Raw genomic sequence first — 14647 nt, forward strand, 5'->3', positions numbered from 1 at the left:
ACATGGATAAACAGCATGGCTCGGTTATATGGTTCATGGGCTTGTCGGGAGCAGGCAAGACGACGACGGCCAGGCATATAGCGGCAGAGCTGCTGCGGGAAGGGCGGCACGTAGAGCTGCTCGATGGCGATGAACTTAGAGAAACGATTTGTAAAGGACTTGGATTCTCACGGGAGGATCGATTGGAAAATATTAAACGGATCGTCTACGTCGCTAAGCTTCTCTCTCGCAATAGTGTAGATGTGCTCGTCTCTGCCATCACACCTTATGAGGAAATGCGGGACTATGCCCGTTCGCAGCTGCCCGGATTTGTGGAAGTTTATGTGCAGTGCCCGCTCGGGGAGTGCGAGCGCCGTGATGTGAAGGGCTTGTATGCTAAAGCGAGAAACGGGGAATTGCACCATTTTACAGGCGTTTCCGATCCATTCGAGGTACCGCACTCGCCCGACATCATAATCGACACCGCTTCTGCTTCATTGCAGAATAACGGCGAAGCCGTAATGGGCTGGCTGCATGCCAATATGAGGTTCAAGCATGCGGCGCAACGAGCATAACCCGAGAGGTGAATAAGGACCGGAATACCGGACTACCCGAAGGAGACATACAATGAAGATCATACTGATATCGCTGGATACGCTTCGTGCATCAAGGCTGAGCGGGTACGGCTATTCAAAGCCGACAAGCCCATATTTGGACCAGATTGCCGAGCAAGGTGTGCTGTTCGAGCGAGCTTATGCCGCAGACATTCCAACCGAAGTGGCGCATACCGGCATTTTTACAGGCAAAGTAGGGCTTACGACAGGGATTGTCTCCCATGGCTCAGAGCTGACGCATCTGCCGAAATCGACCCCATGGCTGCCAAACCTGCTGCGCAGCGCGGGCTTCACAACATCGGCGGTGGACAATTTGTACCAGCTTAAGGAATGGTTTGCCCGCGGCTATCGCTACTATACGAACAGCGTTGGCGGCAATCGCTGGATTGACGGCCGAACGGTCAACGATCTGGCTATGCCATGGCTGGCAGAGCATAAGGATGAATCGTTCTTTTTGTTCCTTCATTACTGGGATGCTCATACGCCTTATTTGCCGCCGGAATCCTATATTCCAGACTTTTATGAAGCAGGGCGAGATCCGTATGATCCGAACAACCGAAGCATGGAACCGGCCTATAATCATCCCGCCTACCCTTTCTTTAAGCACCACCATTACGATCTCGTTGGCCCAGTGACCGACAGCGCTTACTACGACGCGCTATATGATGCAGAAATCCGCTATCTTGATGATCGTTTGAAGGAACTCGACGCTCATCTGGAGAAGTTAGGTATCAAAGAGGATACGATGCTCATTCTATTCGGCGATCATGGTGAAAGTCTAACGGAGCACGACATCTACTGGGATCATTGCGGCTTATACGAGCCGACTGTCCATGTGCCGATTATTATGCGATGGCCAGGTCGTATCCCAGAGGGACGCAGGGTGCAAGGTCTCGTGCAGCAGGTTGACCTCATGCCGACAATATTGGAAGCGATACGCAGCGAGAAGCCAGAAGGTATCGAGCTTATGAAGGTTGCAGACCCGCCAGGCATGGACGGCCGGAGCTTATGGCCTTCTATTCTTAACTTGGCTGACGGAACGCACGATGCTGTGTACCTTAGTGAATGTGCATGGCAAGCGGCGCGCGGCATACGGACGGAGCGCTACAAGTTTATTCGCACGTACGACGCGGGGCCTTTTACTAGACCGCCTAGAGAGTTATATGATCTGGATGCCGATCCAGAAGAGACGGTAAATCTTGCGGAGCGGGAGCCAGAGCTCGCCGATCAGCTGGAACGGCAGCTGGATAATTGGGTGGAGGCGAAGCTGGGGGGACGCGAAGATCCGAAGGATCGGCAGCTACGCAAGGCGGGACTTCCGTTCCGCAGACGCATTGAGCAGATTTTGGCGGAGTCAGGGATGACGTGGGACGAATGGTTTCAGGATCCGCGTCGTGAACGATTCGATCAAGCGACAGACGGTCGGCATGAACAGACCATCGGATCTTGATCCGATTACGAACCGAGGGGATGAAGGATGGGGCATATACTGGGAAGCAATAGTTACATGAAGGATGAATTCCCGTTCTGGATCAATCGGATGGTGCAAGCTTCTGTCTCTGAACATGGTCACGAGTTCATTGAGCTCGTCTATGTGGTGCATGGACAGGGCGTCCATATCTTCCAAGGCAACCATTACAATATTCATGCGGGCGATGTGTTTATTATTAATCCCGGCGAGACGCATGCTTATTCCGTAGAGAGTGGCGGGAGTATGGAAATCATCAACTGTTTGTTTATGCCGTCCTTTATTCCCGATGCGCTGCTTCAGGAGCTGGAAATTACGGCATCAATGGACTACTTTTACGTGCATCCCTTCCTGAAGCAGGATGTCCGCTTCAACCATTACCTGAATCTGAACGGGCAGGAGGCGTCGTCCGTGCTGGCGCTGCTGGAGAACATGATCCGTGAGCTCAACAGCCGCGGCCCCGGCCACACGACGTTGATTCGCCTGCAGATGGTGGAGCTGCTCGTTCTGCTGTCTCGCTATTACGCTTATATGCAAAGCCATCGTATTCATAAATCCCCGCGCCAATCGGAACGAGTGATGATGGCTAGACGGATTTCCGGCTATCTCGAACGCCATTTTGACAAAAAAATTACGCTTCAAGCGCTGTCCGGCCTGTTTAATGTCAGCACAAGGCAGCTGAATCGGTTGGTGCGCGAGGAATTCGGGAAGAGCGTATTCGACCTGCTGCACGAAATTCGTATTGAACGGGCGAAGCGGATGCTGCTGGAATCCGACCAGAAGGTCATCTACATCGCGACTATGGTCGGCTACGACGATCCATCGTTTTTTAGCCGATTGTTCGTTCGTTATGCAGGCTGCTCGCCGCGTGAATATCGGACCGGTACACAGGGTCTGCGTGAAGGAAAGGAGCTGATCGCGCATGCCACACTCGATGAAAGAGCGGAGGCCTAACGTACTGCTGATTACGGCAGACCAATTACGCGAGGATTGCGTGGGCTTCAGCGGTAAATATCCCGTTCGCACACCGCACATTGACCGTCTGTCTGAACAGGGAGTCTCCTTCTCCCACGCTTATTCCGTACTGCCGGTGTGCGCGCCGGCGAGGCAGTCGCTCCTGCGCGGCAGGAGGCCGGAAACATTTGGCGCCTTATGGAATTACAGCGGGGCGCTGCCTGTGGCGGCACTGCCGCCGGAAGCTTATACATGGACGAGAGCACTTGCGGAGAGCGGTTATGCAACCGCATATTTGGGCAAATGGGGAGTCAATCCGGTGCACGGGCCTGCGGCTTATGGTTTCGATTCATACGTCAGCGAAGCTGAATATCATGACTTTATCTCGCAAAAGCATCCGGACGTCCGATACGAGAATGGCTTCTTCGGAGAAGAGAGTCCGCTCCCGTTAGAGGACGCAGAGACGCATTGGTTCGCCGCGCGTGCAAGTGAGACGCTGGAGCGGCTGCAAGGCGATGGTCGACCTTGGCATATGGCGCTGCACTTTAGCGATCCCCACTTGCCCTGCCGACCTTCGCTTCCTTTTGCAGGGATGTATGCTGCTGCGGACATCCCCGAGTGGGCAGGCTTCCACGATACTTTTGCCGGAAAGCCGTACATTCAGTGCCAGCAGCTGGAGAGCTGGGGCGTTGCCGATTATGATTGGCAGGACTGGGCGCCGATCGTTGCTCGTTATTACGCCATCATTAGTCAGCTCGACGATGCAATTGGACGAGTGTTGGGGACGCTGGAGCGGTTAGGTATGGCGGATAATACCATTGTGATCTTTACTGCAGATCACGGTGACATGTGCGGTTCCCACGGTATGATGGATAAGCACTACATCATGTATGACGATGTTGTTCGGGTACCGCTCATTGTTAGAATGCCGAGCGTCGGGGACGTAGAAGTGGGCGGACGATGTGACCGATTTGTCTATAATTTTCTAGATTTGCCGCCGACGCTTTTGGAGCTTCTCAATCTGCAAACGTATGATCCTGGCGATTTGCAGGGTCAATCACTTGTGCCTCTGCTGGCTGGGGGGGAGCCTGCTGATTGGCGGGACGCCGTTGTATCCACTTATAACGGCCAGCAGTTCGGGCTTTACACGCAGCGGATGATCCGCACGGCAGATTGGAAGTACGTTTGGAATTTAACAGACGTAGATGAGCTGTATGACATGGCTAATGATCCTGGCGAACTGGTTAATGTGAGTGGGAAGTTAGAGCACGCAGAGTTGCTTGCCGTGCTTAGGAGACGGCTATTTGAGCAGCTTTCCGTGGACGGTGATGTGATCGTCGCTAACGAATGGACGAGACGTCAGCTGTTGCAAGGTGGGAAGCTGGGCGGAATATGAAAAGGAGTACTGAATTCTTGTGCATCACGTTTTGGAATATACTAGATGAGTGCGAGAAGAAAGTTGTTATTAGACAGTGTGTTTGGAGAATTTTTGAGATTGCGAAGTAGCTTGGATCAGTCAGGGTAATGTTTCACTTATAGAGAAAAGGGCGTTTATGAAGCTTTATTATGAGTATTATAAAGCGAATTGTTAATTTATTTTAGTTTTCGTATTAGATAGGGATAATTTGCTCTAAATCAAATAAGGAAAACCACAATCATAAGTGAAGTGACCCCAAAAAGTTAGACAGGTTATTTATAAGGCAAAATTAAAGGAATAAGTACGGTACAGTACTGGACTTATTCCTTTAATTTTGCCTTAATACGCTTGCGATTGTAATAATAGGCCTCATGCTTAAAATGTTCAATACTTTCAAATTCATTTAAAAAAAGAAATTAAGATTTCATTGTGCCAAAGAAGATTTCGATGAAGACGTTGTCGTAGCAGTTACCTTTGAAGGACATGCTTTACTCGATACCACGTTCTTTAAGGGTATGCCGATACGCTTTTATTTGATAATGCCAGCCTTTTTAGAATGAATCATGAGTTTATCTTCATCTGTTAACTAATGGATTAAATACTTGACCTAACAACGTGGACACAACGGAATAGACCAGTATTGAACCAGTCGTATACGTAATAATTTCCCCGTTAAATAGATCTAGCATGGGAGATAAGTATAGTTTTTCTCCAAATAACTTAAACTCTGTTATACTCGTAACCCACTTTTCATTCGACTTTTCAGCATGAAAGTCATGTTCTAAAATGTTAGGTGCAATCTTGCCAACAATGCCTTTATATGAACGTTTTTTTTCATATGTGCAAGACTCTTTAATTCGAATACATCCATCAAACGTTGTACTCTCTTATGATTCACTTGGTGTTTGCGATTCACTAACTCATCTCGAATTCGGACAAAATTACAGCACCCCTGGTGCACCTTGTAAATGGCTTGAATCAAATCTTTTAACTTGGCATCTTTGTCTAGCTTACGGAAGGTTTTTATACTTGCTACGAGGGATATCTGCTAGCTGTATGAGTGCTTTAACAGAGAAGTCGTTCCTTAGTTCATAGACTACTTGCGCTTAGTCTTTTTTGGTGATTTTTCCTTGTTTTGAACTAAGGCATTCAACTTTTTTAAATACGTATTCTCCATACGCAAACGGTTCACCTCAGCTTGTAAAAATCTCTACAGACCCTTATACTAACTTTTGGTTCATCTGTTCTTTTGACATGGGTGGACGCCCCTTTTTCTTTGATTTTAGGGCATATATTCCATGTGTTTTTAAGCTTTTTTACCATGATACTCATAATATCTAACCCTATTTATGAATATATATTAATGAACACGATATGATTTCGCAACCGTATTAAGGCTTGTTACTCCATTTAAATAAAGAGTGACTGCTTATATTTTTTATCTGGACTGAATTTTTTGCATAGAAAAACTGCACCTCCAATGTTAGATGGTGTCTAACAATTGGGGTGCAGTTCATATGAATGTGGTTTTCCTTATTTGATTAACTAAATACGCCCAATAAAGGTAAGATAATATTTTTGGACAAATATAACTGGAAGTAGAATCGTGAAAACTATTTTTGATTCATCATGTTGTAAACGCATTAAAGTTGCGTATATGATCTTTTGTAATTATCTTATCCGTACACAAAATTATTAATAGACCTGTTACTTGTACTAGTGAGTTCTTCATGTATTCTCGTAATAAAATTCTCTGCGAGTATAACAGGAACTGCATTGCCTATTTGAGTTGCAATATTTTCGCTCGATCCTTCGCAAGATATACCGCTTATTTTACCAGTAAACTTATAATCTTTTGGGAATGTTTGTATAAGTGCAGCTTCTCTGATGCTAATTGCTCGATCCTCTTCAGGATGACCGAAACGTCCTTTTGTATAAGCCAAACAACCACAAGTAATAGTTGGAGCGTATTCTCTAAAGTCCATTCTTCCATATACGTCACCAAAATTAATATTTGATTTCTTGTGACAATCGAGTTCTAAATTTTGGTTCTCGGGCCAATCGGATCTACTTCCACCGTTTTTAGGGGTATTTCTTATACGAATTAGATTTAATTCTGATAAATTCCTACATCTGTGAAGCTTATCTTCAGGATCTTGTTCTCCCGCACGGAGTGGGGCTAAATTGTATTGTTTTAAATAATCACCTAAAGTTAATGCAATAGTTTTATTGGGCCATATTTCATGTGGTTTTACTGATTGGAGCTTTCCCTTTTGGTTTATACTTATAAAAGCATCGACATTAGGAAAACTATCTATTTTTTTTGCAATAAGTATGAGCCGTTTTCTATGTTGGGGAACTCCAAAGTCAACGGCATCTACGACTTCATAACGGATATGATAGGAAGGTTTGTTTTTATAAAGTTTATTTCCATTCATATCTATATTGCTTAATAGTTTCAAAAAACTTTTAAATACTTTAAAGTTAATAATATTATCAACATTTTCTAATAGAACGAGTTTCGGTTCAAAAATATTAGATATTTTTATTACTTGGAAAATAAGTTTATTTCGCTCATCAGAATTTATATCACTTTTTTTTCTACTATGTCTTGAAAAACCCTGACATGGTGGGGTAGCGACTAATAAGTCAAGTTCTTGTTTATCTAGTTTTTTTTTCTTTAAATTATTCCAATACTTTTTTTTGATTTTTTTTATATCTTTTATTAGTAAATGATCACTTCCGTGATTTAGGGCATAAGTAGAAGCAATGATTTTATCATATTCGACAGCACATATTATTTTAAAATGTTTTTTTAAAGCTTGTGATACCCCACCAGCTCCTGAAAACAAATCAATTGTAGTGAACATTACGCAGAATCCTCCATTACCAATTCTAAATCTCTATTGTATCGTATTTGATTATTATTTGAAACGAGTTTTAGATTCCATATACAAGAAAATTTATATGCGGCTGTCCCAAAAGCTCATGTAATGACCTGAGGATGATCCTGTTTTTGTTTTCACATACCAAAAAAATCACTCTTTGGTATAAAAGAAACACCATTAACCAAAGGAGAGATTTCTTAGTATATTTAATATAGCATGGATCAACTTTTACTGCCAATCAACGTAGTCGAAGATATATTCGTCATCGAGTTTACAAGAGTAGTTTAAGTGATTTGAACTGAATAACCTATGAATAAAACATTCGAAAGAGTTGATAGTATAGTCTGCTGGGTCTCTTATTTCTAAGGCAACTAATCTTTCTGCAAATGACATCCGTGTCGGTATATGTATGTAAGAAGATCATTTTGAAAGTGGGCAACTAAAACTTGGATTATAGAAGTAGATCTAAAAAGCATACCAGTGTATTGTTTGTTATTACCTTTACCAGTAGTTAATAGATACACGTTATTTGGAACCACACTTAGAAAAGATGAAATTCGAATTCGACAGGTTTTTGGAATATTCATTCCAAATATGAGTTCTTGCAGAAAATTGAACGATGACTTATGAGTGCAAGTAAATTGAAGCTGTGGTAAAGTACTGTGCGTATCAAATATTAAATTCTAAAGTGTCGTAGTATAAACTTAATAAAATAGACAACTATGCATACCATTTACTTAGTCAGGTAAAACTCATTACATATCATTATTGTGACGATCTTATGAGGCATACCTGTTTCTTGATTGCATTATGGTAAAGTAAAAGCTATCGATTCTATAAGCTTACAATAATACGACTAAATGGTATCGTCAGAATCCCCGTTTATTCCTCATTTGTTTAACATACACACATACATTTCTAGTTTTAGTTGCTGTTCATCTAACATTGAATTTTAATCTGCTTGATGACACATCACTCGTTAATCTGATTAAACAAAGAGCTTTAGGTGAAAGACTAAAATAAATTTAACAATATATATTCAGGAAATTATTTGAAATACTTGGATAGAAGGTAGTAAAATAGAACTAGATAATAAATACATTGTATTATGGACGTATCTATTTTTTGACCTCAATGAATTTAATTAATTGAGATGGATAATTTTATGTAGTGTCAGAGAAAATATCTGGGGAAAATAAAGAGTAGTATATAGACATCATGCAACCATGTGATAGTAGTTGGGAGGTTAAATCATATAAAAGATAAATTATAGTTTCAGTTTTAATTTAATTATTACATTTCCCAATAGAATATGTTTTATTCTAATTTTTTTAGAACACTCTAAAATAACAAAACTATAAATCTATTAACTTCAAAGTAATATATTTTGTTAGTTAGACATGAAGATATATAAGAGTAAAAGGAGAAAGCTTATAAGTTAGAATTAGTTTGAAAAATCTAGCATCTTAAGGAGATTAATTAGTGGCTAACTTTAGAACAAGAGCTCGAGCAGTTGATTTACTTGGGAAACAACAAATAAGAGATGAAGTGACAGCGCTATCTGAATTATTAAGAAATTCGTATGATGCAGATGCAGACGAAGGGTTAATTGATGTCAATACGACTAAAAACCGAATTCTTATTTGGGATGACGGTGATGGAATGAATAAAGATGATATTATGAATAACTGGCTTACACTCGGTACATATTCAAAAAAAAGTAAAAAAATTATAAGGACTAGAAAAGGAAGGATAAAAATCGGTGAAAAAGGTATTGGTAGGCTCGCTATTTCATTATTGGGTGATCAATTATTAATTTTATCAAAAAAGAAATTTAATCAAAATACTAACAATCCATGGGCTTTATTGTATTTGCATTGGGCTTTATTTCGTAATGAAAATTTATTTCTTGAGGAGATAGAAGTACCAGTTTTAGAATTTGAAAGCACTCAACATATAATTGAGTTTTTACAAAATGATTTCCATTTAGCTAAAGATATTCTTTTAAAGAATTTTGAAAACAAAGTTTTTTGGAATACAAATGAACATGACATAATTATAAAAAATATCCAAAGTTTTGTGATATCAGATGAAATAATATCAAGAACTCGTCAAATTGAGAAAAATGGCGGGGGGACTATGTTTTATGTAGATGAAATAGATAATACTTGGGATTGGAACAATTATAGTGTTCAGACAAATGAAGAAAATTTAATAAGAAAGAAACAACGGTTAAAAGATCTATTATTTTCATTTAGAAATTTTATTGATATTTTTGATAACCAATTAGTTGAAACTGAAGAAGCGATGTTAAGAAGTAAATCTGAGAAGCAAGATAATTTTATTCCTAAAATACATGTAAATGGTATCTATCTTGAGAATAGTGAAGCTTTGAATGCTGATGATGTAGGTCTATTTGATTACGCATTAAAAGGAGTAATAAAAAACGGGGGTTTTTTAGGGAATGCATTTATTGGAATAGGAAATTCACCTGAAGAGGTTAATGTTACTCATGAGAAATTGACACATGGTATGGCAAATATGAAAGACTGTGGTCCTATAAAGATAAAATGGTTTTATGTTGAAGGTACCTCTAATTTATCAAGCATACCCGCAGATCAACATACAATACTAACTGATAAATTAGACCAAATTGGAGGAATATACGTGTTCAGAGATGGATTACGTATACTACCTTATGGTGAAGTAGATAATGATTTTCTGAACGTTGAAAAACGAAGAACAAAACGTGCGGGTACGTGGCTATTTAGTTTTCGAAGAATGTACGGTTATATTGAGATTAGTAAGGAAGCAAATGAATTTTTGGTAGATAAATCAAGTAGAGAAGGTTTTATTGAGAATGAATATTTTAATTATTTTAGAACAGTCTTAATAAATTTATTACAATGGTGGGCAGTTGATTATTTAGAGACTAAATCAAATGATGGTAAGAGAAGTAAATATATAGAAGGTTCTAAAGAAAAAGCCGAGTTTAATAGAAAAAGAGACCTTGAAAGCATCGAAGAAAAAAAGTATTTTACAAGACTGGATAGGTGGGTTACTAGTTTTGAAATAAAAAGTAATGAATTGGAGAAAAATCTTAAATCTCAAATTGATAGATTAACTGAAAGTTTTAAAAAAAGAATTAACACTAATGAAATTTCAGAATCTGAGTTGACTAGAATAAAATTTACTATTTTTCAAATTGTTGAATCCGTTAACGAGATAAAATGGGAAATACAATCCAGATATGAACATGAGGTTGAAATACGAGAATTAGTTGAAAATTTTAATGAGGAAATAGAATTTAAGAAAGAAGAACTAAAAAAGTATGCTGATAATAATATTCAAAGTCTAATAAATATAATTAATGAAAATTTAGTTTCGGAAAAAGATCATGATTATCATTGGATTATCGAACAAGTAGATGAAAGAGTAGAATGGTTATCAGCATCTTACATTAAAAACATAAAAGAGATTGATAAAAATAATATTAAACTTTTCGAAAATTACGTTCATAGTATAACAAATGAAATAAATATGATTATTGAATCTGAGATTGAAAATGCAAAAAAAGAATTCATAAATTCTAATGGATCACGAATTCAGATACTAATCAATGACTTAATTTCTCTTCGTAGCAGATTGAATAATCATAATAGAGTAACGGAAGAAATAAGAATTGAATTTAATCAGTTAATGGAACGTTATCATTTGACTAGTTCAGATGTTCGAAGTTCATTGGTTATTTATCAGGATACGTTAAACAATTCATCAGTAATCAGAAAGCTAAAAAAAATGATAATAACTTTCACTGAAACCATTGAAAATAAAGATAAATGGAATTATGACGGAGACTTAATAGGTAAATTAAAAACTGAACTAACCACATATAGAGACCTATCGGCACTAGGGTTAGCTACTGAATTGACCGATCATGAGTTTAATTCAGTCTACTCTAATCTTAAGGAAAACTTAAATAAACTAAGTATTGCTCTTGGGAAAACTAAATTGATGGTTTTATTAAATGGTGTTAATACAGGATTTAAGTCATTAGAAAAACTTCATGAACGAATGAGTCCACTCTATCGTCAGTCTAGGCATAGGAAAATTAATCTTTCACTGAAAGAATATATAGAAAATGTTTTAGTTTTTTTTAATTCAGATATTGATCGTTATGGTATTACTATTCATAACAATATTCCATCGAGTTTTTTTATTAAGGAAGCTGAAGTTGTTTTATTCACTCCTTTAGTTAATCTTGTATCTAATTCTATCTATTGGATGCTAAATAGTGAAATAAAAGAGTTACACTTTTACTTATCCGATGATCATAAGCATTTATATATACACGACACTGGCCCAGGTATTAGTGATAGAGATGTAGAACGTGTTTTTGAACCATTCTTTTCAAAAAAGGTTGAAGGAAGAGGATTGGGTCTATTTTTATCTAAAGATATTTTAAATGCAAAAGGACACGATTTGTCATTATTGTCGAATTATGAAAAATCTATATCCTTAAAAGGTGCTTGTTTCTCAATAACATTTAATAATAATTCGTTATTAGGAGTGTAAAATAGTGTCAGTAAATCAGACTGCTAAGCAAATTGTTAAGGAATATTTTAGTAATGCATTAATAGTAGATGATGAATTCGAGATAAATGAACTTCTTGTAGGTCAGAAAGAAACTAATGAATTTATGGATCTAGAGAATTATACAGATGATGATATTGATTATGATGAAATCGATTATATCGATGAAGAACAAGTAAATCACTTTAAATCCGATGAGCAAAAGGAAGTTGCAGCAGCAAAAGAAATTTTTCAAACTCCTTTTATTACCCATAGTCCACTTGATGTTTTCAAAAGTTTTATTGATACAGGGATTGTTACCTATCCTTATAAATATAATAGTGGAAGAGAAGCTAAAGAAAATATTAGTACAATTAATAACGTTCTTAAGAATAGTCAAATATTGATAATTGATTGGGAAATGGAACCAAATACAGGGGTTAAAGCTCCGGGAAATGCTACGAAAGAAATAATTAAATCCTTTTTAAGTAATGATACTGGAATAAAATGTGCGGTTATTTATACAAAAGGAAATTTGGGAAATGTTTTAGATTCAATAAAAAAAGAAAATGAATTTGAAGTAATAGATGAAGAATCTTTCTTTTTTCAAACAAAAAAAGAAAATGAAGGCTGTTCGTTATTTGGTTTTATAATGGATAAAGGAGTTTCTCCTGATCAAATTATTAATAAGATTACAGATATTCTGGTGAAGGACAAAAGCATAACATTACACTTTATGGAATGTGTTAACAAGTTGGATAAAAATATGCATAAAACACTCAAGAAGTTTGATACTCCATTTGAAAAAGTGCTTTTTTCTCAAATCTTCACATCTGATATATCAAATAATGAGATAACTTCGTTCATAAATAATACTTTACTTTCTGATTTGATGGATGAATTTACGTTAAAATCCGACACACATTTCCTATTCGAAAGGAAAAAGGAAAAAATAAAATTTATAATAAGTAAAAGAATAATTAAAAGTGATGCAATAAATGATCTAATGAGCATATTAAAGATAAATTTTGCTAAAGACTTAATAACAAAAAATTTTCGTAACGAAGATTTTTTAAGAAAATTGGAGAAGTTGCTTGATGATCCAAAAGTAGTTTCTTTTGAGACTTTTAGAGATAGTATAAACTCTCTTTGTGAGACATATCATGATAAACCAAAAAAACATCAACAAATAGTTAATGAAGTGGTTCTTTTTATATTACTTGTTGAAAATTATATCAATGAAAAGGGATATAATGGTATTAACAAAGGGTTTAAAGATTCATTTTTAGAGGAAACGATTACGTTTACTAGGATGATGAAGTTTTATAGCGAAAGTAATGTAGTACAAACTGGAACGATAATTAAAAGAAAAGATCGAATTTCGGGAAATGATTCTTTTTATTTTTGTATTACACCTGTTTGTGATATTGCTCGTCTTAATTTAATAGGAAACAAGTACAAATTTTTAGTTGGAACTAGAGTTAATCAATTGGATGATAACACATTGAAAAATTCTAGTGCCAAAGAACACTGTACATCTGTTCCTGACATAAATAATAAGCAGCTGATTTTTATTAAATGGAAATTTTACGAGGTAGAAACAATTTCAAAAGATACCATTGAGAAAGAGATTCAAACAAAAACTACTCAAATTATTGGAAATATGAAGTTAGATTATTCCCAAAGTATTATAAACAAATACATTGCATATCAATCGCGCGCGGGTGTATACGAGATGTTTTATAAAGAATCGGATTACATTCCGAACTTTTTTAATATTATTTCACAACCACCTCTTGAAGAAAATATTATTGAAAAGAATGAATTAATAACTAAAGTGGTACTTAGAAAAAGGAATAGAGAAAAATTATTGAAGAATAAAATTTCAAGTAGTGGTAGAAAAAGAAATTCTAGAAATGGAAAATAACATTTAAACTATTTCTTGTAGCTTTTGGATAATCAATAGAGATTAACATGATGGAGTAGTTTGGTTTTAAACTGAGTTTGAAACCTTAAACTGAATTTCATTTGAATTCGCTTCTGGCAAAGCAAATCGAAAGAGTAAGTATTAATTTAAAAAGATAAAAAATTTATATCTTATAACATAGCTCCCGCATGGCTAACCGTTGAACGAACGGAAGGTGGCGGGGGCTTTTTGGATTATTAATAACCCAGTACTTTTTTAAGTCCTGCGACAAGTTTTCTTTGTGTTGAAAACTATTGGATTTCGATGCGACTGAAAGAATAAACAATATCTGGAGGAGAAATACGTACGACCGGAGTTTCTAAATGAAGTATGGCTTTTTGATTAATTTGAGCAATGATCTCAGCAGCTACATTAGAAGTGCGAGGTGTTTCATTAATAACAACTGTCTGATTTGCCTATATTTTCGACTCTATATTTGATTCCATATCTAATGGAATTAAGCTTCGTAGGTCAACAATTTCTATGCTTATCCCTTGTTTTCTCCACCTCCTCCGCGAAAATCGAAGCCAGAACCGCTGCCACTAAACAACAAAATGATGATGTTTGAAAAGTCACTGTAGTATTTAAAACAAAGCAAGGAACTGAATTACAGCGACATAAAGATACAGATAGTCAAATAGTCAAAATTTTACTTGCCCTAAGTCAGTATCTCTCCTTTGATTTGTCCTTGTTTGCTCTATAGTGGAATGATTAATATTATATATTTCAGTATTACACGCGTTTTAAGTTACACGCGTTTTGAGTTCCTTAGATTTTAAATTACTAGAA

Annotated in this window: 7 protein-coding genes and 1 pseudogene; 6 read left to right on the top strand and 2 right to left on the bottom strand. The window is 37.2% G+C overall.

What is annotated here, in order from left to right; genetic code table 11:
- Positions 1–2 precede the first annotated feature (2 nt).
- From cysC to MHH56_RS10715, 4 genes are read left to right on the top strand one after another with little or no spacing between them, the layout of a single operon-like run.
- A complete protein-coding gene (cysC, locus tag MHH56_RS10700) occupies positions 3–554 on the top strand; it encodes an adenylyl-sulfate kinase (RefSeq protein WP_339208152.1) in 552 nt (183 codons plus the stop codon).
- A gap of 52 nt (positions 555–606) precedes the next feature.
- Positions 607–2043 (top strand): sulfatase, encoded by a 1437-nt coding sequence (locus MHH56_RS10705; RefSeq protein WP_339208154.1) that lies wholly within the window; start codon positions 607–609, stop codon positions 2041–2043.
- Between the two features lie 57 nt (positions 2044–2100).
- Positions 2101–3015 carry an AraC family transcriptional regulator gene (locus MHH56_RS10710; protein ID WP_339208155.1) on the top strand — a complete coding sequence of 305 codons (915 nt, stop codon included), beginning with the start codon at positions 2101–2103 and terminating at the stop codon, positions 3013–3015.
- Positions 2996–4411, top strand: coding sequence for a sulfatase-like hydrolase/transferase (locus MHH56_RS10715; RefSeq protein WP_339208157.1), 1416 nt, complete (start codon positions 2996–2998; stop codon positions 4409–4411). The genes MHH56_RS10710 and MHH56_RS10715 overlap by 20 nt, the downstream gene beginning before the upstream one ends.
- Positions 4412–4708: 297 nt before the next feature.
- On the opposite strand, the pseudogene MHH56_RS10720 reads toward MHH56_RS10715, so the two are convergent.
- Positions 4709–5730: pseudogene (locus MHH56_RS10720) on the bottom strand (IS3 family transposase); the annotation flags it as partial.
- 378 nt (positions 5731–6108) lie between these two features.
- Positions 6109–7302 carry a DNA (cytosine-5-)-methyltransferase gene (dcm, locus tag MHH56_RS10725; protein ID WP_339208159.1) on the bottom strand — a complete coding sequence of 398 codons (1194 nt, stop codon included), beginning with the start codon at positions 7300–7302 and terminating at the stop codon, positions 6109–6111.
- Between the two features lie 1500 nt (positions 7303–8802).
- Between dcm and MHH56_RS10730 the strand changes: the two genes are divergently transcribed.
- Both MHH56_RS10730 and MHH56_RS10735 read left to right on the top strand, forming a co-directional pair.
- Complete coding sequence (locus MHH56_RS10730) at positions 8803–11895, top strand: ATP-binding protein (RefSeq protein ID WP_339208161.1); 3093 nt, start codon at positions 8803–8805, stop codon at positions 11893–11895.
- 4 nt (positions 11896–11899) lie between these two features.
- The gene (locus MHH56_RS10735; RefSeq protein WP_339208162.1) at positions 11900–13819 is read left to right on the top strand and encodes a response regulator receiver domain; all 1920 of its coding nucleotides are present in this window, start codon (positions 11900–11902) and stop codon (positions 13817–13819) included.
- The last annotated feature ends 828 nt before the right edge of the window (positions 13820–14647 follow it).

Source organism: Paenibacillus sp. FSL K6-3182 (assembly GCF_037976325.1).
Classification (GTDB): Bacteria; Bacillota; Bacilli; order Paenibacillales; family Paenibacillaceae; genus Pristimantibacillus.